The 22,136-nt window shown below is 73.0% G+C and carries 22 protein-coding genes; 12 read left to right on the top strand and 10 right to left on the bottom strand.

What is annotated here, in order from left to right:
• Positions 1-9 precede the first annotated feature (9 nt).
• Positions 10-771 (bottom strand): ZIP family metal transporter, encoded by a 762-nt coding sequence (locus AC07AZ_RS30275; RefSeq protein ID WP_478853331.1) that lies wholly within the window; start codon positions 769-771, stop codon positions 10-12.
• 143 nt (positions 772-914) lie between these two features.
• On the opposite strand from AC07AZ_RS30275, the gene cobM reads away from it, so the two are divergent.
• From cobM to cobC, 6 genes are read left to right on the top strand one after another with little or no spacing between them, the layout of a single operon-like run.
• The gene (gene cobM / locus AC07AZ_RS30280; protein WP_478853333.1) at positions 915-1,736 is read left to right on the top strand and encodes a precorrin-4 C(11)-methyltransferase; all 822 of its coding nucleotides are present in this window, start codon (positions 915-917) and stop codon (positions 1,734-1,736) included.
• Entirely contained in the window at positions 1,733-2,986 is a 1,254-nt protein-coding gene (gene cbiE, locus AC07AZ_RS30285) for a precorrin-6y C5,15-methyltransferase (decarboxylating) subunit CbiE (RefSeq protein ID WP_478853335.1), read from the top strand. Before cobM ends, cbiE begins: the two co-directional genes overlap by 4 nt.
• Positions 2,983-4,680, top strand: a complete 1,698-nt coding sequence (cobJ, locus tag AC07AZ_RS30290) for a precorrin-3B C(17)-methyltransferase (RefSeq protein WP_478853337.1) — start codon at positions 2,983-2,985, stop codon at positions 4,678-4,680. The genes cbiE and cobJ overlap by 4 nt, the downstream gene beginning before the upstream one ends.
• On the top strand, positions 4,677-5,285 hold the full coding sequence (locus AC07AZ_RS30295; RefSeq protein ID WP_478853339.1) for a precorrin-8X methylmutase: 609 nt from the start codon (positions 4,677-4,679) through the stop codon (positions 5,283-5,285). Before cobJ ends, AC07AZ_RS30295 begins: the two co-directional genes overlap by 4 nt.
• The gene (locus AC07AZ_RS30300; RefSeq protein WP_478853341.1) at positions 5,282-6,205 is read left to right on the top strand and encodes a sirohydrochlorin chelatase; all 924 of its coding nucleotides are present in this window, start codon (positions 5,282-5,284) and stop codon (positions 6,203-6,205) included. Before AC07AZ_RS30295 ends, AC07AZ_RS30300 begins: the two co-directional genes overlap by 4 nt.
• Positions 6,195-7,271: an Rv2231c family pyridoxal phosphate-dependent protein CobC gene (cobC, locus tag AC07AZ_RS30305; RefSeq protein WP_478853343.1), complete on the top strand. Its 1,077-nt coding sequence runs from the start codon at positions 6,195-6,197 to the stop codon at positions 7,269-7,271. The genes AC07AZ_RS30300 and cobC overlap by 11 nt, the downstream gene beginning before the upstream one ends.
• Positions 7,272-7,633: 362 nt before the next feature.
• On the opposite strand, the gene AC07AZ_RS30310 is transcribed toward cobC, so the two are convergent.
• Genes AC07AZ_RS30310 through AC07AZ_RS30325 form a run of 4 tightly spaced genes read right to left on the bottom strand, consistent with a single transcriptional unit; the run spans position 7,634 to position 11,227 of the window.
• Positions 7,634-8,725: an amidohydrolase family protein gene (locus AC07AZ_RS30310; RefSeq protein WP_478853345.1), complete on the bottom strand. Its 1,092-nt coding sequence runs from the start codon at positions 8,723-8,725 to the stop codon at positions 7,634-7,636.
• A gap of 19 nt (positions 8,726-8,744) precedes the next feature.
• Positions 8,745-9,542, bottom strand: a complete 798-nt coding sequence (locus AC07AZ_RS30315; protein ID WP_478853347.1) for an amino acid ABC transporter ATP-binding protein — start codon at positions 9,540-9,542, stop codon at positions 8,745-8,747.
• Positions 9,539-10,372: an amino acid ABC transporter permease gene (locus AC07AZ_RS30320; RefSeq protein WP_478853349.1), complete on the bottom strand. Its 834-nt coding sequence runs from the start codon at positions 10,370-10,372 to the stop codon at positions 9,539-9,541. Before AC07AZ_RS30320 ends, AC07AZ_RS30315 begins: the two co-directional genes overlap by 4 nt.
• A 3-nt stretch (positions 10,373-10,375) precedes the next feature.
• A complete protein-coding gene (locus tag AC07AZ_RS30325) occupies positions 10,376-11,227 on the bottom strand; it encodes a transporter substrate-binding domain-containing protein (RefSeq protein WP_478853351.1) in 852 nt (283 codons plus the stop codon).
• 178 nt (positions 11,228-11,405) lie between these two features.
• On the opposite strand from AC07AZ_RS30325, the gene AC07AZ_RS30330 reads away from it, so the two are divergent.
• The 5 genes from AC07AZ_RS30330 to thpD all read left to right on the top strand — a co-directional run bounded on the left by AC07AZ_RS30330 (position 11,406) and on the right by thpD (position 16,092).
• The gene (locus AC07AZ_RS30330; RefSeq protein WP_478853353.1) at positions 11,406-12,521 is read left to right on the top strand and encodes a pyridoxal-phosphate-dependent aminotransferase family protein; all 1,116 of its coding nucleotides are present in this window, start codon (positions 11,406-11,408) and stop codon (positions 12,519-12,521) included.
• 361 nt (positions 12,522-12,882) lie between these two features.
• A complete protein-coding gene (gene ectA / locus AC07AZ_RS30335) occupies positions 12,883-13,401 on the top strand; it encodes a diaminobutyrate acetyltransferase (protein WP_478853355.1) in 519 nt (172 codons plus the stop codon).
• Positions 13,402-13,428: 27 nt separating this feature from the next.
• Positions 13,429-14,700 carry a diaminobutyrate--2-oxoglutarate transaminase gene (ectB, locus tag AC07AZ_RS30340; protein WP_478853357.1) on the top strand — a complete coding sequence of 424 codons (1,272 nt, stop codon included), beginning with the start codon at positions 13,429-13,431 and terminating at the stop codon, positions 14,698-14,700.
• 92 nt (positions 14,701-14,792) lie between these two features.
• Entirely contained in the window at positions 14,793-15,197 is a 405-nt protein-coding gene (locus AC07AZ_RS30345) for an ectoine synthase (protein WP_478853358.1), read from the top strand.
• A 7-nt stretch (positions 15,198-15,204) separates the two neighbouring features.
• Complete coding sequence (thpD, locus tag AC07AZ_RS30350) at positions 15,205-16,092, top strand: ectoine hydroxylase (protein WP_478853360.1); 888 nt, start codon at positions 15,205-15,207, stop codon at positions 16,090-16,092.
• On the opposite strand, the gene AC07AZ_RS30355 is transcribed toward thpD, so the two are convergent.
• The 5 genes from AC07AZ_RS30355 to AC07AZ_RS30375 form a co-directional block, all read right to left on the bottom strand.
• Positions 16,076-17,134, bottom strand: a complete 1,059-nt coding sequence (locus AC07AZ_RS30355) for an aminotransferase class V-fold PLP-dependent enzyme (protein ID WP_478853362.1) — start codon at positions 17,132-17,134, stop codon at positions 16,076-16,078. The genes thpD and AC07AZ_RS30355 overlap by 17 nt on opposite strands.
• Before the next feature lie 345 nt (positions 17,135-17,479).
• Positions 17,480-18,205 (bottom strand): DsbA family oxidoreductase, encoded by a 726-nt coding sequence (locus AC07AZ_RS30360; RefSeq protein ID WP_478853364.1) that lies wholly within the window; start codon positions 18,203-18,205, stop codon positions 17,480-17,482.
• Between the two features lie 180 nt (positions 18,206-18,385).
• Positions 18,386-18,895, bottom strand: a complete 510-nt coding sequence (locus AC07AZ_RS30365) for an N-acetyltransferase family protein (RefSeq protein ID WP_478853366.1) — start codon at positions 18,893-18,895, stop codon at positions 18,386-18,388.
• A 49-nt stretch (positions 18,896-18,944) separates the two neighbouring features.
• Positions 18,945-19,553: a DUF1349 domain-containing protein gene (locus tag AC07AZ_RS30370; RefSeq protein WP_478853368.1), complete on the bottom strand. Its 609-nt coding sequence runs from the start codon at positions 19,551-19,553 to the stop codon at positions 18,945-18,947.
• Between the two features lie 137 nt (positions 19,554-19,690).
• Positions 19,691-21,220, bottom strand: a complete 1,530-nt coding sequence (locus AC07AZ_RS30375) for an aldehyde dehydrogenase (NADP(+)) (protein ID WP_478853370.1) — start codon at positions 21,218-21,220, stop codon at positions 19,691-19,693.
• Positions 21,221-21,362: 142 nt separating this feature from the next.
• Between AC07AZ_RS30375 and AC07AZ_RS30380 the strand changes: the two genes are divergently transcribed.
• Positions 21,363-22,136, top strand: coding sequence for an IclR family transcriptional regulator (locus AC07AZ_RS30380; protein WP_478853372.1), 774 nt, complete (start codon positions 21,363-21,365; stop codon positions 22,134-22,136).

Consider the following 22,136-nt stretch of genomic DNA (forward strand, 5'->3'; position numbering starts at 1 on the left):
GGCCGCCGCTCATCCGGCCAGGCCCACCACCAGCCAGATGAAGCCGACACCCGCGACCGTGCACAGCAGGGTGGAGCGGGCCGGGTGGTCGTGGTGGGCCTCGGGCAGGATCTCGGCGGCGGCCAGATAGAGCAGCGCGCCGCCGAACAGGCCGAGATAGCCGCCGAGCAGTTGTTCCGGGATGGTCAGGAACAGGGTGGAGGCGGCGCCCACCACGGGGGCCACCGCGTCGGCGACCAGCATGGCGAGGGCCTTGCGGCGGGCGTTGCCGTACAGGCTCGTGATCGTGTACGTGTTGAAGCCGTCGGCGAAGTCGTGGGCGACGACGGCCAGCGCCACCGCCGTGCCCATGCCGCCGCCGACCTGGAACGCGGCGCCGATCGCCACGCCGTCCATGGCGCTGTGGCCGACCATCGCGGCCGCCGCCGTGAGACCCACCTCCGGCACCCTGCCGTCGGCGGACCGGCCGGCCGGCCCGGTGGCGCGGCCGGCCTCCTCGGCGCCGTGCGCGACCTGCCGTACGGCCAGCAGACGTTCCACCAGATGGGCCAGCAGGAAGCCGCCGACGAACAGCAGCAGGGCCGCCGGCACGCCGAAGACCTCGGTGCCGGCCGCGTGCAGCGCCTCCGGCAGCAGGTCCAGGCCGACCACGCCCAGCATCAGACCGCCGGCCAGGCCCAGGACGAGGTGACGGCGGTCGGTCACCCGCTGTGCCGTCCAGCCGCCGGCCAGCGTCATCAGGAACGCGCCGAGCGCGACGAGGACCGCCATACGCCCTTGCTATCCGATCGGACCCCGTTCACGCACATCCGGCGCCCGCTTCCGCACCACCCGTGACACCTCGCACCGCCCCCGCGGATCACCGCGGCTCCCCGCGGAACCCCGTAAGACCGCTGCTAGAGAGGACCTTTCCCATGGCCGATGCCCCCACCGGCAAGGTGACCTTCGTCGGTGCCGGCCCCGGCGCCGCCGACCTGCTGACGTTCCGTGCCGCGCGTGCCATCGCCGAGGCCGACATCGTGATCTGGGCCGCCAGCCTGGTCCAGGCGGAGGTCCTCGACCACGCGCGCGAGGGCGCCGAGATCCTCGACTCGGCGACCATGTCGCTGGAGGACGTCGTCGCCGTGTACCGGCGCGCCCGGGAGGAGGGGTCGCGGGTGGCCCGGATCCACTCCGGCGACCCCGCGCTGTGGGGCGGTACGCAGGAGCAGCTCGACCGGTGCGCGGAGCTCGGCATCGAGACCGAGGTGGTGCCCGGGGTCTCCGCGTTCTCCGCCGTCGCCGCCCTCGCGCGGCGTGAGCTGACCATCCCGGAGGTGGCGCAGTCCGTGGTCCTCACCCGGCTCGGCGGCGGCAAGACGCCGATGCCGCCCGGCGAGGAGGTCCGCGAGTTCGCCAAGCACGGCACGACGATGGCGGTGTTCCTGTCGGCCGCCCGCAGCGGGCAGCTGGTGCGGGAGCTGCTGGAGGGCGGCTACCCGACGGACACGCCGGTCGTCGTCGCCTACCAGGCGACCTGGCCGGAGGAACTGCTCGTGCGGTGCACGATCGGCACGCTGGAGGAGACGGTCAAGGAGCACAAGCTCTGGAAGCACACCCTCTTCCTGGTCGGCCCCGCCCTCGGGGCGCACGGCACACGGTCGCACCTCTACCACCCCGGCCACTTCCACGGGTACCGCAAGGCCGACCCGGAGGCCCGCAGGGCCCTGCGCGCGGCGCGGGGTGCGAACACGTGATCACGGTCATCGGCACCGGTACCGGGGCGGGGGCACCGGTCGCGCAGGAGGTGCCGGCCGGGGCCCGGCTCGTCGTGGGCGGCCGGCGGCATCTGGCGGCCGCCGTCGTGCCGGAGGGGGCGGAGCGTGTCGTCCTCGGTGCGCTCGCCCCGGCGCTGGACGTCATCGAGCGGTATCTCGACAAGCGGGAGCCGGTCGTCGTGCTGGCCTCCGGGGACCCCGGGTTCTTCGGGATCGTGCGGGTGCTGGCCGAGCGGTTCGGGGCGGACCGGCTGGACGTACGGCCCGGGGTGTCCTCCGTCGCCGCCGCCTTCGCGCGGATCGGCCTGCCCTGGGACGACGCCATGGTGGTCAGCGCGCACGGGCGGGACCTGCGGACGGCCGTCAACGTGTGCCGGGCCCGGCCGAAGGTCGCCGTCCTGACGGGTCCGGGAGCGGGGCCCGCCGAACTCGGCGCCGCGCTCGCCCGGTCGTCCGGCGAACGGGTCCTGGTCGTCGCCCGCGCGCTGGGCGACCCCGCGCGCGAGCGGGTGGAGCGGGTGTCGCCGGCCGCCGCGGCCGCCCGCGACTGGGGCACGGACGTGAACGTGGTGCTCTGCCTGGACGAGACGCGGGCCCTCGGCGGGGTCCGCACGGTCGCCGGTCCGCCGCCCGGGCCCACCCGATGGGCCCTGGACGAGGCCGAGTTCACCCACCGCGACTCGATGATCACCAAGTTCGAGGTGCGGGCGCTGGCGCTGGCCCGGCTCGGCCCCCGCGCGGGTGACCTGGTCTGGGATGTCGGGGCCGGCTCGGGCTCGGTGGCCGTGGAGTGCGCGCGGCTCGGGGCCGCCGTCACCGCCGTCGAGAAGACCCGGGACGGCGTCGAGCGGATCCGGGCCAACGCGGCGGCGCACGGGGTGGACGTGCGGGCCGTGCACGGGGCGGCGCCCACGGTGCTGTCCGACCTCGACGATCCCGACGCCGTGTTCGTCGGCGGCGGGGGACGTGAACTGCCCGCGATCGTCACGGCCTGCGCGCGGCGGGCGCGCCGGAGCGTCGTGGTCGCGCTCGCCGCGCTCGACCGGGTTCCGGCCGTGCGCGAGGCGCTCACCCACGCCGGACTCGCCTGCGACGGGGTGCTGTTGCAGTCGTCCCGGCTCGCGCCGCTGCCGGGTGACGTGACCCGGCTCGCGGCGACCAATCCCGTTTTCCTGCTGTGGGGCGTCAGACCCCGCGCGGGCACCGACAGCGAAGGAGTCGCTCAGTGATCGGCCTCATTTCCGCCACCGCGGCGGGGGCGGCTGCCCGGGACCGGCTGGCCACGGCGTGGCCGGCCCGGACCCGGGTGTACGACGGCCCCGTCGCGGACGCCGTACGGCGGGCGTTCGCCGAGTGTGAGCAGCTCGTGTGCTTCCTGGCCACCGGCGCCGTCGTACGGCTGGTGGCGCCCCTGCTGGGCGACAAGGCGTCCGACCCGGGTGTGGTGTGCGTCGACGAGGGCGGCCGGTTCGCCGTGTCGCTGTTGGGCGGCCACGCGGGCGGCGCCAACGAACTCGCGTGCGAGGTCGGTGAGTTGCTGGGGGCGGAGCCCGTGGTGACGACGGCGACGGACGCCGTGGGGGTGCCGGGCCTGGACACGCTGGGCCTTCCGGTCGAGGGCGATGTCGCCGGGGTGTCCCGGGCCATGCTCGACGGCGAACCGGTGGCGCTGAGGGCGGAGTCGGCGTGGCCGCTGCCGCCGCTGCGGGTCACGGACGCGGGCACGGGCACGTACGCGATCCGTGTCACGGACCGGCTCGTGGAGCCCGCCGCCCACGAGGTCGTGCTCCGGCCGCCCACACTCGTCGTGGGTGTCGGCGCGTCGAAGGGGGCCCCGGCCGGCGAGGTGCTCGCGCTGATCGAGGGCGCGTTGCGGGAGGCGGGACTGTCCGCCCGCAGCGTGGCCGAGCTCGCCACCGTCGACGCCAAGGCGGAGGAGCCCGGCATCGTGGCCGCCGCCGCGCACCTCGGCGTGCCGCTCGTCACCCACTCCGCCGAGCGGCTGTCCGCGGTCGAGGTGCCCAACCCCTCCGCCGCGCCGCTGGCCGCCGTCGGCACGCCGTCCGTCGCGGAGGCCGCCGCGCTGGTGGGGGGCGGTGAACTCCTCGTGCCCAAGCGGAAGTCGGCCGCGACTCCGGCGATGGCTACCTGCGCGGTCGTACGGCTGCCCGTGCGCGGCCGGCTCGCGGTGGTCGGCCTCGGACCGGGCGCCCGCGACCTGCTGACGCCCCGCGCGAAGGCGGAACTGCGGCGCGCCTCGGTGCTCGTGGGCCTCGACCAGTACGTCGACCAGATCCGTGACCTGCTGCGGCCCGGCACCCGCGTCCTGGAGTCCGGGCTCGGCGCCGAGGAGGAGCGGGCCCGGACGGCCGTGGCCGAGGCCCGCAAGGGGCAGGCCGTCGCGCTGATCGGCAGCGGGGACGCGGGCGTGTACGCCATGGCCTCCCCCGCGCTCGCCGAGGCGTCCGACGACATCGACGTGATCGGCGTGCCCGGGGTCACCGCCGCGCTCGCGGCCGCCGCGCTCCTCGGCGCGCCACTGGGCCACGACCACGTGTCGATCAGCCTGTCCGACCTGCACACGCCGTGGGAGGTCATCGAGCGGCGGGTGCGGGCCGCGGCCGAGGCGGACATCGTGGTGACGTTCTACAACCCGCGCAGCCGGGGCCGGGACTGGCAGCTGCCGAAGGCCCTCGCGATCCTCGCGGAGCACCGGGAGCCCGCCACGCCGGTCGGCGTCGTACGCAACGCGTCGCGGCCGGACGAGTCGGCCCGGCTGACCACCCTGGCCGGCCTCGACCCGGCGACGGTCGACATGATGACGGTCGTGACCGTGGGCAACACGGCGACCCGGGACATCGCGGGGCGCATGGTGACCCCGCGCGGCTACCGCTGGCAGGAATCGCAGGAGGGCGCCCAGTGAACCGTGTGGTCCACCCCATCGAGCAGGAGTCGTTCCGGCGGTTGCGCGCACGCCTGGACACCTCGCACCTCCCGCCGCTGACCCGGGCCGTCGTGGAGCGGGTCGTGCACTCCGCGGCCGACCTCGGCTACGCGGCCGACCTGGTCACCGACGAAGGGGTGCTGGAGAAGGCGCACCGGGCGCTGCACGAGGGGGCGCCCGTCGTCGTGGACGTGGAGATGGTCGCCGCCGGCATCACCCGCCGCGAGACCGTCTGCCGGCTGAGGGACGCCACGTCGGGCCCCGGGCTGACCCGTTCGGCCCACGCGGTCCGCCTCGCGTACGAGGAGGTCGGTCCGGGCGCCCTGTGGGTGATCGGCTGCGCCCCCACCGCACTGGAGGAGCTGCTCACCCTGGACACCTCCCCCGCACTCGTCATCGGCCTGCCCGTCGGTTTCGTCGGCGCCACCGAGTCCAAGGCCGCGTTGCGGGCCAGCGGACTGCCCGCCGTGAGCAACGTGTCCGAGAAGGGCGGTTCGGCGGTCGCCGCCGCCGCGCTCAACGCCCTGCTGTACCACCCCGCTTCGCCCGCGAGGCGATCGCAGACCTCCGAGGAGACATCGTGACCACCCCGCCGCCCGCCCTGCTCATCGCCGGCCACGGCACCCGGGACGACGCCGGGGCCGAGGCGTTCCGCGCCTTCGTACGGGAGTTGGCCGACCGCCACCCCGAACTGCCCGTCGCGGGCGGCTTCATCGAGCTGTCCCCGCCGCCGCTCGGCGAGGCCGTCGCCGAACTGGTGGAGCGGGGCGTACGGCGTTTCGCGGCCGTGCCGCTGATGCTGGTGTCGGCCGGGCACGCCAAGGGCGACATCCCGGCCGCGCTGTCCCGTGAGCGGGAGCGCCACCCCGGGATCTCCTACGCGTACGGCCGTCCGCTGGGCCCGCACCCCTCGCTGCTGTCGGTCCTGGAGCGGCGGCTGGACGAGGCGCTGGGCGGCGGCGACCGGACCCCCGCCCACCGGTCCGACGTGACGGTGCTGCTGGTCGGGCGCGGTTCGACCGACCCGGACGCCAACGCCGAGGTGCACAAGGCGGCCCGCCTGCTGTGGGAGGGACGCGGGTACGCGGGAGTGGAGACGGCGTTCGTGTCGCTGGCCGCGCCGGACGTGCCCGGCGGCCTGGACCGGTGCCTGAAGCTGGGCGCGCGCCGGATCGTGGTCCTGCCCTACTTCCTGTTCACGGGCATCCTGCCGGAGCGGGTCCGGCGGCAGACCGAGGACTGGGCGGCCGCGCACCCGGACGTCGAGGTGCGGTCCGCGGACGTGATCGGTCCGGAGCCGGAGCTGCTGGACCTGGTGATGGAACGGTACGAGGAGGCCGTGCGGGGCGATGTGCGGATGAACTGCGACTCCTGCGTGTACCGCATCGCGCTGCCCGGCTTCGAGGACAAGGTGGGCCTGGCGCAGCAGCCGCACTTCCACCCCGACGACGACGGCCACGGCCATCACCACGGTCACGGCCACGCCCACTCCCATGCGCACTGAGGACACCGCCATGGACGGTCACGACCTGCGGCACCACGGGGACGCGGAGGTCCGCGACGACGGGTCGGCGCTGGTCGACCTCGCCGTCAACGTCCGCGCGGACACGCCCCCCGAGTGGCTGCGCGCGCGGATCGCGGCCTCGCTGACCGGGCTGGCCGCCTACCCGGACGGACGGGCCGCGCGGGCCGCGGTGGCGGCGCGGCACGGGCTGCCGGTGGAGCGGGTCCTGCTGACGGCCGGCGCGGCGGAGGCTTTCGTGCTGCTCGCCCGGGCGCTGAAGGTACGCCGGCCGGTGGTCGTGCACCCGCAGTTCACCGAGCCGGAGGCGGCGCTGCGGGACGCCGGGCACACCGTGGGCCGGGTGCTGCTGCGGGAGCGGGACGGCTTCCGCCTCGACCCGGCGGCCGTCCCCGAGGACGCCGACCTGGTCGTGCTCGGCAACCCCACGAACCCGACGTCGGTCCTGCACCCGGCCGCCGTCGTCGCGCGACTCGCCCGCCCCGGGCGGACGTTGGTGGTCGACGAGGCGTTCCTGGACGCGGTGCCGGGCGAGCGGGAGGCGCTGGCCGGACGGACGGACGTGCCCGGGCTGGTGGTCCTGCGCAGTCTGACGAAGACCTGGGGGCTGGCCGGGCTGCGGATCGGGTACGTCCTGGCGGACCCGGAGACCGTCGCCGTACTGGAGCGGGCGCAGCCGTTGTGGCCGGTGTCCACGCCGGCGCTCGCGGCGGCCGAGGCGTGCATGGGCCCGCGGGCGCTGGCGGAGGCCGCGCACGCGGCCCACCGGGTGGCTGCGGACCGGGCCCATCTCGTCGCGGGACTCGCCGAGTTCGCCCCGGACGGGCTGCGGGTCGTGGAGGCCGCAGAGGGGCCCTTCGTCCTGGTGGCCCTCCCCGGCGCCGTCGCCGTGCGCCGTCATCTGCGGGATCTCGGCTTCGCAGTGCGACGCGGGGACACCTTCCCGGGCCTGGGCGAGGACTGGCTGCGGCTGGCGGTACGGGACCGGGCCACCGTCAACTCCTTCCTCCAGGCGCTGGACCGGGCCGTGACGCTGGCGCAGCACTGAACCCGGGCAGCGTCTCCCGGGTGCCGTCCGGGAGGCGGATCTCCCCGCCGCCGTCGACGCCGGCCGACGCGCTCGCCCGGTGACCACCGCGAGCGGGTGTGTGCCGGAGTCGGAGAGTCGACCCGCGTCAGCGCGTCGCGCCACCCCGGGGCCGGGATGAGACGCGTGCCCGCCGTACCGGCCGGGTCAGCTCCTGCGGCGCCGGGTGAGTGCCACCGCTCCCCCGCCACCCGGCACGAATCACGCACCGGTGGTCAACCATCAGCGCCCTGACGGGAGTTCACTCCGCCGTGAGTTTCCCGCGCACACCCTCGATCCCCTCGGCACACCCGTTCCCCGTACGCCCGCGCGTCCCGGGGCGCTCAGCTCACCACGTTCCCGGCGAGCACCACCCGGCGCGGTGCCGCGAGCACCCGCACGTCCGCGCGCGGGTCGCTCTCGTAGACCACCAGGTCCGCCGGCGCACCCTCGTCCAGGCCGGGGCGGCCGAGCCAGGCGCGGGCGCCCCAGGTCGTCGCCGACAGCGCCTGCGTGGCCGGGATGCCCGCCGTGACCAGTTCCGCGACCTCGGCCGCGACCAGGCCGTGCGGCAGGCTGCCGCCCGCGTCGGTGCCGACGTAGACGGGGATGCCGGCGTCGTGGGCGGCGCGGACCGTGTCGTAGCGGCGCTCGTGGAGCCGCCGGATGTGGGCCGACCAGCGCGGGTAGCGGGCCTCGCCGCCCTCGGCGAGCTTCGGGAAGGTCGCGATGTTGACCAGGGTCGGGACGATGGCCACGCCCCGCTCCGCGAACAGGGGGATCAGCTCCTGCGTCAGACCGGTCGCGTGTTCCACGCAGTCGATTCCGGCCTCGACCAGGTCGCGCAGGGAGTCCTCGGCGAAGCAGTGCGCGGTGACCCGGGCGCCGAGGCGGTGCGCCTCGGCGATCGCCGCCCGTGCGGCGTCCGCGGGCCAGCAGGCCGACAGGTCGCCGAGGTCGCGGTCGATCCAGTCGCCCACCAGCTTCACCCAGCCGTCGCCGCGCCGAGCCTCCCGGGCGACGTAGGCGACCAGGTCGTCCGGCTCGATCTCGTGCGCGTAGCCCCGGATGTAGCGGCGGGTGCGGGCGATGTGCCGGCCCGCGCGGATGATCCTGGGGAGGTCCTCGCGGGCGTCGGTCCAGCGGGTGTCGGAGGGGGAGCCCGCGTCGCGGATGAGCAGGGTGCCCGCCTCCCGGTCGGTCAGCGCCTGCTTCTCCGCCACGTCGTCGCCCACCGGCCCGTGCGCGCCGAGACCCACGTGGCAGTGGGCGTCGACGAGGCCGGGCAGGGCCCAGCCCTCGACGGTCCGCACGTCGCGGGCGCCGGTGGGGCGGTCGTAGGAGATCCGGCCGCCGACGACCCACAGCTCGTCGCGGACGTCGTCCGGGCCGGCGAGGACCCGTCCCTTCACGTGCAGCACCGTCTGATCGCTCATGCACCGCACCTTAGTGACGTCAGGTCCCGGCACCGCCCACCTGGTCCGAGGTCTCCTCCTCCACCTCCGCCATCGCCGGGTCGAGGAGGCGGGACAGGAAGTGGCGGGTGCGTTCGTGGCGCGGGGCGCCGATGACCTGGCCGGGCGCGCCGTCCTCGACGATCACCCCGCCGTCCATGAAGACCACCCGGTCGGCGACCTCGCGCGCGAAGGACATCTCGTGGGTGACGACCATCATCGTCATGCCCTCGTGCGCGAGCCTGCGCATCACGGCGAGGACGTCGCCGACCAGTTCGGGGTCGAGCGCGGAGGTCGGCTCGTCGAACAGCATCACCTCGGGGCCCATCGCCAGTGCGCGGGCGATGGCGACACGCTGCTGCTGGCCGCCGGAGAGGGAGGCGGGGTAGGCGTCCGCCTTCTCCGACAGCCCCACCCGCTCCAGGTTCCCGGCGGCCACCTTCGCCGCCTCCGCCTTGCCGCGTCCCAGCACCCGGCGCTGCGGCAGGGTGAGGTTCTCGGTGACCGTCAGGTGCGGGAAGAGGTTGAACTGCTGGAAGACCATGCCGATCCGGCGGCGTACGGCGTCGATGTCGACGTCCGGGTCGGTGAGTTCGGTGCCGCCGACGAAGACCTGGCCCTTCGTGGGTTCCTCCAGGAGGTTCACACAGCGCAGCAGCGTCGACTTGCCGGAGCCGGACGGGCCGATGACACAGACGACCTCGCCCTGGCCGATCTCCAGGTCGATGCCGCGCAGCACCTCGTTGTCGCCGAACGACTTGTGCAGGCCGCGTACGTGGATCTCTGCGGTACCACTCACTTGGTGGCCTCCCCGGCCTTGGCCTCCATGCGGCGCACGACGAAGCCGAGCGGGATCGTGACCAGCAGGTAGCACAGGCCCGCGACCAGGATCGGCGTGGAGTTGGCGGTCGTACTGGCCAGGTCGCGGCCGTACTTGGACAGTTCGCGCTCCTCCAGGGTGACGCCGAGGAACAGCACCAGCGAGGAGTCCTTGAAGAGCAGCACGAGTTCGTTGGTGAGCGGCGGGAGGATGATCCGGAACGCCTGCGGGATGATGATGGAGATCATCGCCCGGGCGGGCGTGAAGCCCAGCGAACGGGCCGCCTCCAGCTGCCCCTTGGGCACGGCCTGGATGCCCGCGCGGATCGTCTCGGCCATGTAGGCGGCCGCCACCAGTCCGAGCGCGAGGGCGACCTTGCCGTAGGTGCCGCCGACGATCTCGGTGCCCGGGAAGGCCAGCGGCACCGCCACCCCGATGAAGATGAAGATCAGCAGGGCGGGCAGGCCACGGAAGATCTCGATGTAGATCCCGGCGAGCCAGCGGTAGGGCCCCACGGACGACAGCCGCATCAGCGCGACGACCATGCCGAGGGCCAGGCCGACGACGAAGCCGGACAGGGTGTAGAGGACGGTGTTCTTCAGCGCCAGCGTGATGACGTCCGGGAACATCTGCTTCGCGATGGTCCACTGCGCGAACTGGTTCTTCAGCCGCCCCCAGTCCGCCGAGACCGCGAAGGCGATCACGGCGGCGACGAAGACCACGTACTGGGCGCCGCGCGACAGGCCGCGTTTCTGCCGGCGGCTCAGTCCCTGCTTCTTCGGCTGGATCCGGGTGTCCGTGTCGGCCATGGGTCAGGACGCCGAGGGGGAGGCGGCGGCGGCGTCGTACGGGCCGATCCACTTCTCGTAGATCTTCTTGTACGTGCCGTCGGCCTTGGCGTCGGAGATCGCCTTGTTGACGGCCGCGAGCAGCTTGGTGTTGCCCTTCTTCACCGTGAAGCCGTACTGCTCACCGGTGTTGAGGTTGTCCACGACCTTGAAGGCGTCGGCGTTGGCCTTGTTCTTCAGCCAGCCCTGGACGACCGGGTAGTCGATGACGACGGCCTTGACCTGGCCGGTGCGCAGGCCGTTGAGGACGGCGTCGGAGGACTCGAAGGAGACCGGGTCGAAGCCCTTCTTCTGGACGTACTCCTCGCCGGTGGTCTGCGCCTGGGCGCCGAGCTTGACGCCCTTGGACTTGACGTCGGCGAGGGAGTTGACGCCGCTCTTCTTGTCGACCAGGACGGCCTGGGTGGCGTCGAAGTACGGGTCGGAGAAGTCGACGTTCTTCTTGCGCTCCTCGGTGATGGTCATGCCGGCCGCGGCCAGGTCGCATGTGCCGGAGTTGAGGAACGCGCCGGTCTTGAAGTTCTCGAACGGGGTGTCGAGGACGGTCTGCTGCACGCCCAGGTCCTTGGCGACCAGGTCGATGAGGGAGACGTCGAAGCCCTGCACCTTGCCGTCGATCTCCGACTGGAAGGGCGGGTAGGGCAGGTGGGTGCAGGTGGTGAGCTTGCCGGCCTTGACGAGCTCGACCCCGCCGGCGGCGGTCTTCGAGCCGCTGCCGCCGTCGCCGCTGGAGGTGCAGCCGGCCACGAGCACCAGTGCGGCCGTCGCGGTGGTGGCGGCCAGGACGCGGGTCTGGCGCCCGGGGAACGTCTTCACGGGTGAGCCTCCTGTGTGGGAACTGAGGGTTCCGATTATAAGGAGAAGTTTGAGTCCCTCAAATCAAACCCTTGGCTTCGAGACCGTCCGGCCTGAGAAGTCGCCGGTCAGAAGGCACCCGAGAGCCTGCGGCTACCCTCATCCGCAGCCGACAACCGCGAGCGAAGAGAGCACCGCAGTGCCCCACCCCCTCCTCGACCTGCCCCCGCTGAGCGCCGCGCGCTTCGCCTCGATCGAGGACCGCGTGGCCCGGCTGCTGGACACCGGACAGGACGTCGTGATCACCCAGGGCGAGGCACTGCTCCCCCTGGAGGGCGCCATCCGCTCCACGGCGGGGCCGGACACCACGGCACTGAACGTCGTCACCGGCCCCTACGGGCAGACCTTCGGGAACTGGCTGCGCGACTGCGGGGCCCGGGTGATCGACCTCGCGGTGCCCTTCCACACCGCGGTCACCGCCGAGCAGATCCAGGAGGCGTTCGTCCGGCATCCGGAGATCGACTTCGTGTCGCTGGTCCACGCGGAGGCGGCGACCGGCAACACCAATCCGGTCGCGGAGATCGGCGAGGTGGTGCGGCGGCACGGCGCCCTGTTCTACCTGGACGCCGTCGCCTCCGTGGCGGCCGAGCCGGTGCTGCCGGACGCGTGGGGCGTCGACCTGTGCGTGATCGGGGCGCAGAAGGCGATGGGCGGCCCGGCCGGGGTGTCGGCGGTGTCGGTGAGCGGCCGGGCGTGGGCGCGGATGGCGGCGAACCCGGGTGCGCCGCGCCGGTCGTACCTCTCGCTGCTGGACTGGAAGGAGCGGTGGACCGACGCCGGCCGCGCCGTGCTGCCGCACGCACCGGCCCAGCTGGAGATGCTGGCGCTGGAGGCGTGCCTGGAGCGGATCGAGGCGGTGGGGCTGTCCGCGGTGATGGACCGGCACGCGGCGGCCGCGGCGGCGGCCCGGGCGGGTGCGCGGGCGCTGGGCGGGGGGCTGGAGCCCTATGTGCACCGGGCCGCGGAGGCGGCGCGGGTGGCCACGACCCTGCGGGCACCCTCGGGCGTGGACGCCTCGGAGCTGGTGGCACGGGCCCTGCGGGCCGATCCGGGCCTGCCGCTGGCCGCGGGCGGGGGCGCCCTGGCCACCGAGATGATCCGGGTCAACCACTACGGGGCCGACGCGTCACTGGAGGCGGTGCGGGGCTGCCTGGCGGCGCTCGGTGCCGCGCTCGCCGAGGAGGGACCGTCCGTGGACGTGGACGTGGACGCGGGTCTGCGGGCCGCGGCCGAGGCCGCCCGCGCCGGCGGGTGAACGGCGCCCGCCCCGGGTCGTCCGGGCGGGCACAGCAGCCGGTAAAGGAATCTCCGGACAACGCGAACCCAATTCGAGGCTAATTCCGGAATTCATTCCGGCTTGGCCTCCCGGGTTCTTCTGCCCGATGTTCTCCGCCCCAAACGCAAAGATTCTGCGAACGAGAACGGCGGCGATTCGGTCGGATCCCGTGGAGGTCAGCCGGCTGTGACGCGTTGCACAGGTCGCCCGAATCGCACCTTATGTGCGGCACAAACCACCACATCGTTCCGCAAACGCCCACGCGATAACACATGCATGGCCGGAAGGTAACCCCATCCGGCCATGCATTTTTCAATTCCCATCGGTAAATTCGATCCGCATGACTGCCACGCAAGCAGACCTGCAGATCGACCGCCCGACGGTGGCCGACGGAGCCGCACTGTGGCGGATAGCAAGGGATTCGAAGACCCTCGACCTGAACTCGTCGTACAGCTATCTGCTGTGGTGCCGTGACTTCGCCGCCACCACGGCCGTGGCGCGTGACGAGAACGGCGAGCCGGTCGGCTTCGTCACCGGCTACGTACAGCCGGAACGCCCGTGGACCCTGCTCGTCTGGCAGGTCGCGGTGGACCCGGCCCACCGCGGTCGCGGACTCGCCGCCGCGCTGCTCGACGGGCTGGCCGCACGCACCGTCGTCGAGCGCGGGATCACCACCGTCGAGACCACCATCGCGCCCGGCAACACCGCCTCCGAGCGCCTGTTCGCCTCGTTCGCCGAACGCCACGGCGCGCAGGTCGAGCGGGAGGTGCTGTTCGGCGCGGACGCGTTCCCCGACGGGCCGCACGACTCCGAGGTGCTGCACCGCATCGGCCCCCTTCCCCTCACTCCCTCTGCCTGACCCCCACGCAACGAGGAGCAATTCGTCGTGACCATCACCCAGCCCGACCTGAGCGTCTTCGAGACCCTGGAGTCCGAGGTGCGCAGCTACTGCCGCGGCTGGCCCACCGTCTTCGACCGCGCCCAGGGCAGCCGCATGTACGACGAGGACGGCCACGAGTACCTGGACTTCTTCGCGGGGGCCGGTTCGCTCAACTACGGCCACAACAACCCCGTACTGAAACGGGCGTTGATCGACTACCTGGAGCGGGACGGCGTCACGCACGGGCTCGACATGTCGACCACCGCCAAGCGCGCGTTCCTGGAGTCCTTCCAGGACCTGGTGCTGCGGCCGCGCGACCTGCCGTACAAGGTCATGTTCCCCGGCCCCACGGGCACCAACGCCGTGGAGGCGGCGCTGAAGCTGGCGCGGAAGGTGAAGGGGCGCGAGGCGATCGTGTCGTTCACCAACGCCTTCCACGGCATGTCGCTGGGCTCCCTCGCGGTGACCGGCAACGCGTTCAAGCGGGCCGGTGCCGGCATCCCGCTCGTGCACGGCACCCCGATGCCCTTCGACAACTACTTCGAGGGACAGGTCCCGGACTTCCTCTGGTTCGAGCGCCTGCTGGAGGACCAGGGCTCCGGCCTCAACAAGCCCGCCGCCGTGATCGTGGAGACCGTGCAGGGCGAGGGCGGCATCAACGCGGCCCGCCCGGAGTGGCTGCGCGCCCTCGCCGGGCTGTGCGAGCGCCAGGACATGCTGCTGATCGTCGACGACATCCAGATGGGCTGCGGGCGCACCGGTGCGTTCTTCTCCTTCGAGGAGGCCGGCATCGTGCCCGACATCGTCACCGTGTCCAAGTCGATCAGCGGATACGGGCTGCCCATGTCGCTGTGCCTGTTCAAGCCGGAGCTGGACGTCTGGGAGCCGGGCGAGCACAACGGCACCTTCCGCGGCAACAACCCCGCGTTCGTCACGGCCACCGCCGCGCTGGAGACGTACTGGGCGGACGGGGCCGCGATGGAGAAGCAGACCCGGACCCGCGGGGAGCAGGTCGAGCAGGCCCTGATCTCCATCACCGAGGAGAACCTCGCCGACGTCCGGGAGTACCGGGGACGCGGGCTCGTGTGGGGCCTGGAGTTCCACGACAAGGCGCGCGCCGGGCGGGTGGCGCAGCGCGCCTTCGAACTCGGCCTGCTCATCGAGACCTCGGGCCCGGAGAGCGAGGTCGTCAAGCTGCTCCCGGCGCTCACCATCACGCCGGACGAACTGGACGAGGGCCTCAGCGTCCTCGCCCGCGCCGTGCGCGAGACCGTCTGAGTCGCCCCGGCGGCCCGGGACCGTCCGCCCGACGGACGGCCCTGGGCACCACCGACGTACGCACCACCTGTCCAAGGAGGCATCGCAGCACCGTGATCGTTCGTTCGTTCAAGGAGATCGAAGGCACCGACCGGCACGTCAGGGCCGAGTCCGGCACCTGGGAGAGCAAACGCATCGTGCTCGCCCGGGAGCGCGTCGGCTTCTCGCTGCACGAGACGATCCTGTACGCCGGCACGGAGACCTCCATGTGGTACGCGAACCACGTCGAGGCCGTCGTCTGCGTCGAGGGCGAGGCCGAACTCACCGACGACGAGACCGGGCAGAAGTACACCATCACGCCCGGGACCATGTACCTCCTCGACGGGCACGAGCGGCACACCATGCGGATCAAGGAGGACTTCCGCTGCATCTGCGTGTTCAACCCGCCCGTGACCGGACGGGAGGACCACGACGCGAACGGCGTCTACCCGCTGCTCACCGAACCCGAGGAGGTGTGACGTCGCCATGACCACCACCACCGATCTCTACCCCAGCCGCGGCACCACCGAGGTGTCCCTCCCCCGCCAGGACCCGGTCGTGTGGGGCTCCCCCGCCACCCCGGGACCGTTCCCGCCCGGTGATCTCGAGGCGTTCGAGCGGGACGGGTTCCTCACCGTCGACCAGCTCCTGCCCGACGACGAGGTAGCGGTGTACCGGCGCGAGCTGGAGCGGCTCGTCACGGACCCGGTGGTCCGCGCCGACGAACGGTCGATCGTCGAACCGCGGTCCGAGGAGATCCGTTCCGTCTTCGAAGTGCACCGCATGAGCGAGGTGTTCGCCTCCCTCGTGCGGGACGAGCGGGTCGTCGGGCGGGCCCGCCAGATCCTCGGCTCGGACGTGTACGTGCACCAGTCGCGGATCAACGTCAAGCCCGGTTTCGGGGCCGGCGGCTTCTACTGGCACTCGGACTTCGAGACCTGGCACGCCGAGGACGGCCTGCCGAACATGCGGACCGTGTCCGTCTCGATCGCGCTGACCGAGAACCACGACACCAACGGCGGCCTCATGATCATGCCGGGGTCGCACCGCACGTTCCTCGGCTGCGCGGGAGCCACCCCGAAGGACAACTACAAGCAGTCGCTGCGGATGCAGGACGCGGGCACGCCGTCGGACGAGGCGCTGACCGCGCTGGCCGGCGAGCACGGCATCAAGCTCTTCACGGGGCGGGCCGGTTCGGCGACCTGGTTCGACTGCAACTGCATGCACGGTTCCGGCGACAACATCACGCCGTTCCCGCGCAGCAACGTGTTCATCGTGTTCAACAGCGTGGACAATCAGGCCGTCGAGCCGTTCGCGGCGCCCGTGCGGCGCCCGGAGTACATCGGCGCGCGGGACTTCACCCCCGTACGGTGAAAAGGGCGTCCAGCAGCCGGTCGACGTCCGCGGGCGTGTTGTAAAGGTGGAAGGCCGCGCGCAGGTTGCCCGCCCGGTCCGAGACCTCCACTCCCGCCCGGCTCAACTCGCCCTGCCGGCCGCCGAGTCCGGGGACGGAGACGATGGCCGAGCCGGGAGCGGCGACCGGTTCGTGGCCGAGGCCGCGCAGGCCGGTGCGGAACCGGTCGGCCAGGGCCAGGTCGTGCGCGCGTACGGCGTCCACGCCGATCTCCTCCAGCAGGGCGAGGGAGTGGCGGGCGCCGGCGTACGAGAACAGGGCGGGGCTCTCGTCGAACCGCCGCGCGGAGTGGGCGAGTTCCTCGACGGGGCCGTAGCAGGCGTCCCATGGGCGCTCACCCGCGACCCAGCCCGCGAACAGCGGGGTGAGCCCGCCCAGGTCCTCGGGGACGACGAGGAAGGTCACGCCCCGCGGGCACAGCAGCCATTTGAAGCCGACCGACAGGACGTAGTCGTAGGCGTCCGCGTCGAGGTCCAGCCAGCCCGCGGCCTGTGAGGCGTCCACACAGGTACGCGCCCCGTGCCGCCGGGCGGCCGCCGCGATCGCGGGCAGGTCGGCGATCCTGCCGTCGGCGGACTGGGCGGCGCTGACCGCGACGAGCGCGGTACCCGGCCGCACCGACTCGGCGACCCGCTCCAGCGGCACGGCGCGCACCTTGAGGTCGCGGCGCACGTGAAAGGGGTTGACCAGGGAGCTGAAGTCGTCCTCGGCGGTGAGGACCTCGGCGCCCTCGGGCAGCGAGGCGGCGATCAACCCGCTGTACACGGCGACCGAGGCCCCCGCCGCCACGCGCTCCGCGGACACCCCGGTCAGCCGGCCGAAGGCGGCGCGGGCGGCCTCGACGTCGGCGAACATGTCCGTCGGCCGTCCCGCGGCCACCGCTTCCACGGCGGTCCGCATGGCCTCGACGGTGCGGGCCGGCAGCAGACCGGTGCTCGCGGTGTTCAGGTAGGTGTTCTTCGCGGCGAACTCGGTACGGACGAGGGTCTCGAAGGTCTCCATGGGACCACTGTCGCGCCCACCGGACCCCTCGTCCATTGCCGAGTTCTGGACGGTATCGCCAAGGATCGCTTATGGATCGCCGCCGACCTGGGGGTTCGCGGCCGGAGGGCTGCCGAAGGCCGCCAGTGCCGTGGCAGGCAACGTTTGCCCGTGAAGGAGCGGCGTCCGGTGCGTGCTCTGGGGGTCCCCCCGGCCGGAGGCTGGGGGAGTGCCGGCCGGAGGCCCTCGTACTGGACGTACTCGGGTCTTCGGCTGGTGCGGCGAGTGGGGGCACCTCCCACGCCCTTACGGCAGTGGGGGAGCGTGCCGGGCGTCGCGACGGGGCGAACGTCGCCTGTCGCGGCACTAGTGCCGCGGCACCTCGCAGCCGTCGGGGCCGCATGCCTCGGCGGCGGCGCTGTCGTCGTCCGCGATCAGCCTGAGCTGCGGACGGTCCCCCCACGCCTGGGTCAGCGCCTGGGTGAAGACCTCCGCGGGCTGGGCGCCGGAGACGCCGAACTTGCGGTCCAGGACGAAGAACGGCACACCGTTGGCTCCGAGTTCGGCGGCCTCGCGCTCGTCGGTGCGGACCTCCTCGGCGTAGGCGTCCGGGTCGGCGAGCACCGCGCGCACGGCCTCCGCGTCGAGACCGGCCTCGACGGCCAGGTCCGTGAGCCGCTCGGCGCCCTCGGAGAAGACGGACCGCTCCTCGGCGAAGTTCGCCCGGTACAGGATCTGGATCAGCTCGTCCTGCCTGCCGCGCTCCTTGGCGAAGTGCAGCAGGCGGTGCATGTCGAAGGTGTTGCCGTGGTCGCGGCCGCTGGTGCGGTAGTCCAGGCCCTCGGCGGCGGCCTGCGCGCCGAGGTTCTCCTCGCCGGCCCTGGCCTGCGCCTCGCTCATGCCGTACTTGCGGGTGAGCATGGTGATCACCGGCTGGACGTCGCTCTTGGCGCGGCCTGGGTCCAGCTCGAAGGAGCGGTGCACCACCTCGACGCCGTCGCGGTGCGGGAAGGCCGCCAGCGCCTTCTCGAAGCGGGCCTTGCCCACGTAGCACCAGGGGCAGGCGATGTCGCTCCAGATCTCGACGCGCATGTGTTCGGCTCTCCAGGTCGTCCGGGCGCGGAGGCTTCCTCCGCCAGATGCGTGAACGTTCAAGGGAACGGGTTCATTCCCGGGCGCGGGCCCTGGCCGCCCGCCCTGGCCGGGTGCCGTCAGCCGGGTGTCGTCAACCGGTCCCGCGGTCCTCGTCAGCCGGTGCCGGCGCGGTCCTCGTCAGCCGGTGCCCGCGACGGTGCGGCACAGGGACACGTGGTGGTCGCCGGCGGTGGGCGGATGCCCGGGGTCGGGGAGCCAGCCGTGCCGGGCGTAGAAGGACCGGGCTCGCTCGTTGCCCACGTGGACGTCAAGGACGGCGCGGCGCCTGCCGTCCACCGCCCACTGCTCGACGCAGGCCGCGTGCAGGGCCGTCCCCACACCCGTGCGCCAGTGGCCGGGATCGACGTGGAACTGGAACAGCCTGACCGTGTCGGCGGGGGCGTCGGCCGGACGCCGGAACGAGGCGATGCCCACCATGCGGGCGTCGCGCACCGCGCACAGCACGTGCCCGTCGGGGCGTGCTACGGCCTCGCGCCAGCGGGCGGGCCAGTCGGCGTCGTCGTCGGGCAGGCCGTCCGGGTAGTACGTCGACCGGGCCCGCCGATGCAGCCCGGCGACCGTCGCCGCCTCCACCGGCAGGGCGGTCCTGATCACCAGGGAGTCGACGGTCCGGTGCGCTCTGATCATGCAGCCGAGGACGAGAGCGGGGCCGGCCGCGGTTCCCGGGGCCGGCCGGTCAGCTGCCGTCGCGCAGGTCCTTGGGCCAGTCCGGCCGGAACTCGATGTGGTCGTAGGTCACCACACACCCGCCGCCCATCGGCGACTGGGTCATGAAGCCGACCAGGGCGTCGCCGGTCTCCTGCTCGCCGCCCAGCGTGAACAGGCGGACGAAGGTCCAGTGTTCCCCGTCGCGGGAGGCGTGGAAGGCGAAGGCCCGGCCGGTGCGGCTGATCCGCAGCCAGACGGAACTGCCGTCCACCGTGAAGGAGTTGGCGTCGTCGGAGTGGCCGCGGGTGACCACCGTGCAGACGGTGGGCACCTCCGGGGAGTACTCCAGGCACAGCTTGGCCCAGGCCCGTTCGCCGACGTGGACGTAGAGCACCCCGGCGTCGAAGGCCGCGGCGAACCCGACCGTGACCCGGGCGATCAGCTGGAAGTCACCCTCGGGGGCGCCGAGCAGCCGCGGCGCGTCGGCGGCGGGGTCGAGCCCCTCGTCGGTGGGCGGCACGAACCGGTCCTGCCGTGGGCCGGCCCACCCGGTGAGCACCCCGTCCTCGTGCGACCAGTTGCCGTCGGGTCCGTACGTGCGGAGCGGGAAGGGCAGTTCGGGAAGTCGGACGTCCATCCACTCATTCTCTCAGGTCGAGTTCACCCACCCAGGGGCGCGGGGAAGTGCGCGACAAGCCCCGACGGACCGGCACCCGCACCACACCCGCACCCCCACGGCACCTCTACGGCACCTCTACGGCACCCAGCGGAGCGCTACCGCTCCAGGCGACCGTTGAACCGCCGCGGCAACCCCAGCGGGTTCTCGTCGCGCAGCTCGGGGGGAAGCAGCGCCTCGGGCGCGTTCTGGTACGCCACCGGCCGCAGCCAGCGCTCGATGGCCGTGCCGCCGACGGACGTCGAGGTGGAGGTCGTCGCCGGGTACGGTCCGCCGTGGTGCTGGGCGGGCGCCACCGCGACACCGGTCGGCCAGCCGTTGACCAGGACCCGGCCCGCCAGCGGGGTGAGTTCCGCGAGGATCTCCGCGCCCCGGCCCTGGCCGGCCGCCTCCTCCTCGGACAGCTGGACGGTCGCGGTGAGGTTGCCCGGCAGCCGCGAGAGCACCTCGCGCACCTCCGCGTCGTCCTCGTAGCGCGCCACCACGGTGACCGGTCCGAAGCACTCCTCCAGGAGCAGGTCGTAGGACCCGGCGCTGGTCAGCTTCTGTGCCGCGACCGTGAGGAAGCCGGGGCTCACGGTGTGCTCGCCGCCCGCGCCCGGGGTCACCGGGGTCTCCACCTCGGGCAGTTCGGCCCGCTCGGCGACACCGGCGATGAAGTTGTCCCGCATGCGGTGGTCGAGCAGGACCCCGGAGTCGGTGTCGCTGACGGCGTCCGTGAGGGACTTGACCAGCCGGTCGCCCGCCGCGCCCGAGGGCGCCAGCACGAGCCCGGGCTTCACGCAGAACTGCCCGACCCCCAGCGTCATCGACCCGGCCAGACCCGCGCCGATCGCCTCGGCCCGCTCGGCGGCCGCCGCCTCGGTGACCACGACGGGGTTCAGCGACCCCAGTTCGCCGTGGAACGGGATCGGCACCGGCCGCGCGGCCGCGGCGTCGAACAGGGCCCGCCCGCCGCGGATGGAGCCGGTGAAGCCGGCGGCGGCGATCAGCGGGTGGCGGACGAGTCCGAGGCCCGCCTCGAAGCCGTGCACCAGTCCGACGACGCCCTCGGGGATGCCGTGTTCGACGGCGGCCCGGCGCAGGACGGAGGCGACCAGCTCGGACAGTCCGGGGTGGTCGGGGTGGGCCTTGACGACGACGGGGTTGCCGGCGCCGAGCGCGCTCGCGGTGTCGCCGCCGGCGACAGAGAAGGCGAAGGGGAAGTTGGAGGCCGAGTAGACGGCGACGACACCCAGGGGCACCTTGTAGCGGCGCAGGTCGGGGATGGGTGGGGTCGCGGTGTCGTCGGGGTGGTCGATGACGACGTCGAGGAAGGCGCCCTCGTCGACGATGTCCGCGAACGCCCGCAGCTGGAAGCAGGTACGGGCGAGCTCGCCGGTCAGCCGGACCGGGCCGAGCGCGGTCTCGGCGTCGGCCGCCTCCACGAGGTGGTCCCTGGCGCCTTCGAGCAGGCGGGCGGCGGTCCGCAGGAAGGCCGAGCGGACCGTGCGGTCGACGAGTGCGCCGCGTGCCTCGTGCGCGGCGCGGACGGTGGTGTCCACCTCCTCGGCCGTGGCTTCGACCGCGACCTGTTCCCGCTGCTTCCCGGTTCGGGGGTCGACACTCCAGACTGGTGCTGCTGCCACCGGGGGTCCCTCCACGTTGTTTGCCGCTGTATTGCCGCAGTACTGGGTCATCCACCAGGGTCGTTCGATATACTGAACGCTGTCTCTGATGCTGAACTACGCTTCGGAGACTATTTCCCGTCGAACGAAGGGGTCAAGGGCGATGTCGGCTGGCGAGACGGGGGGCGGGGCGCAGGTCAAGTCCGCGGTGCGGACGGTTGAACTGCTGGAGTACTTCGCCGGCCGCCCCGGAATGCACTCCCTCGCGGCGGTCCAGGAGGCCGTCGGATATCCCAAGTCCAGCCTGTACATGCTGCTGCGCACCCTGGTGGAGCTGGGCTGGGTGGAGACGGACGCGACCGGCACACGGTACGGCATCGGCGTACGGGCGCTGCTGGTCGGCACCTCCTACATCGACGGTGACGAGGTCGTCGCGGCGGCCCGGCCGACACTGGACCGGCTGTCGGACGACACCACGGAGACCATCCACCTCGCGCGGCTGGACGGCACCAACGTGGTCTACCTGGCCACCCGCCAGTCCCAGCACTACCTGCGCCCCTTCACCCGGGTCGGCCGCCGGCTGCCCGCGCACTCGACCTCGCTGGGCAAGGCGCTGCTGAGCACCTGCACCGACGAGCAGGTCCGCAAGCTGCTGCCGGAGACGCTGCCCGCGCTCACCGAGAACACGATCACCGACCGGGAGAAGCTCATCGAGGAGCTCCACCAGGTGCGGGAGCAGGGGTTCGCCGTCGACCGCGAGGAGAACACCCTGGGACTGCGCTGCTTCGGCGTGGCCATCCCGTACCGCACCCCGGCGCGTGACGCGATCAGCTGTTCGGTCCCGGTGGCGCGGCTGACGCCCGCCCACGAACAGATGGTGAAGGACGCGCTGTTCGACGCCCGTGACCGCCTGACGCTCGCCACCCGGAGGCTCTGA

This window comes from Streptomyces sp. NPDC043878, assembly GCF_056435735.1.

What these genes read in the sequence shown, in the direction of transcription:
- AC07AZ_RS30275 (WP_478853331.1), bottom strand. Translation starts at nt 771, where the DNA reads ATGGCGGTCCTCGTCGCGCTCGGCGCGTTCCTGATGACGCTGGCCGGC.
- cobM (WP_478853333.1), top strand. Translation starts at nt 915, where the DNA reads ATGGCCGATGCCCCCACCGGCAAGGTGACCTTCGTCGGTGCCGGCCCC.
- cobC (WP_478853343.1), top strand. Translation starts at nt 6,195, where the DNA reads ATGCGCACTGAGGACACCGCCATGGACGGTCACGACCTGCGGCACCAC.
- AC07AZ_RS30310 (WP_478853345.1), bottom strand. Translation starts at nt 8,725, where the DNA reads ATGAGCGATCAGACGGTGCTGCACGTGAAGGGACGGGTCCTCGCCGGC.
- AC07AZ_RS30320 (WP_478853349.1), bottom strand. Translation starts at nt 10,372, where the DNA reads ATGGCCGACACGGACACCCGGATCCAGCCGAAGAAGCAGGGACTGAGC.
- ectA (WP_478853355.1), top strand. Translation starts at nt 12,883, where the DNA reads ATGACTGCCACGCAAGCAGACCTGCAGATCGACCGCCCGACGGTGGCC.
- thpD (WP_478853360.1), top strand. Translation starts at nt 15,205, where the DNA reads ATGACCACCACCACCGATCTCTACCCCAGCCGCGGCACCACCGAGGTG.
- AC07AZ_RS30355 (WP_478853362.1), bottom strand. Translation starts at nt 17,134, where the DNA reads ATGGAGACCTTCGAGACCCTCGTCCGTACCGAGTTCGCCGCGAAGAAC.
- AC07AZ_RS30360 (WP_478853364.1), bottom strand. Translation starts at nt 18,205, where the DNA reads ATGCGCGTCGAGATCTGGAGCGACATCGCCTGCCCCTGGTGCTACGTG.
- AC07AZ_RS30365 (WP_478853366.1), bottom strand. Translation starts at nt 18,895, where the DNA reads ATGATCAGAGCGCACCGGACCGTCGACTCCCTGGTGATCAGGACCGCC.
- AC07AZ_RS30370 (WP_478853368.1), bottom strand. Translation starts at nt 19,553, where the DNA reads ATGGACGTCCGACTTCCCGAACTGCCCTTCCCGCTCCGCACGTACGGA.
- AC07AZ_RS30380 (WP_478853372.1), top strand. Translation starts at nt 21,363, where the DNA reads ATGTCGGCTGGCGAGACGGGGGGCGGGGCGCAGGTCAAGTCCGCGGTG.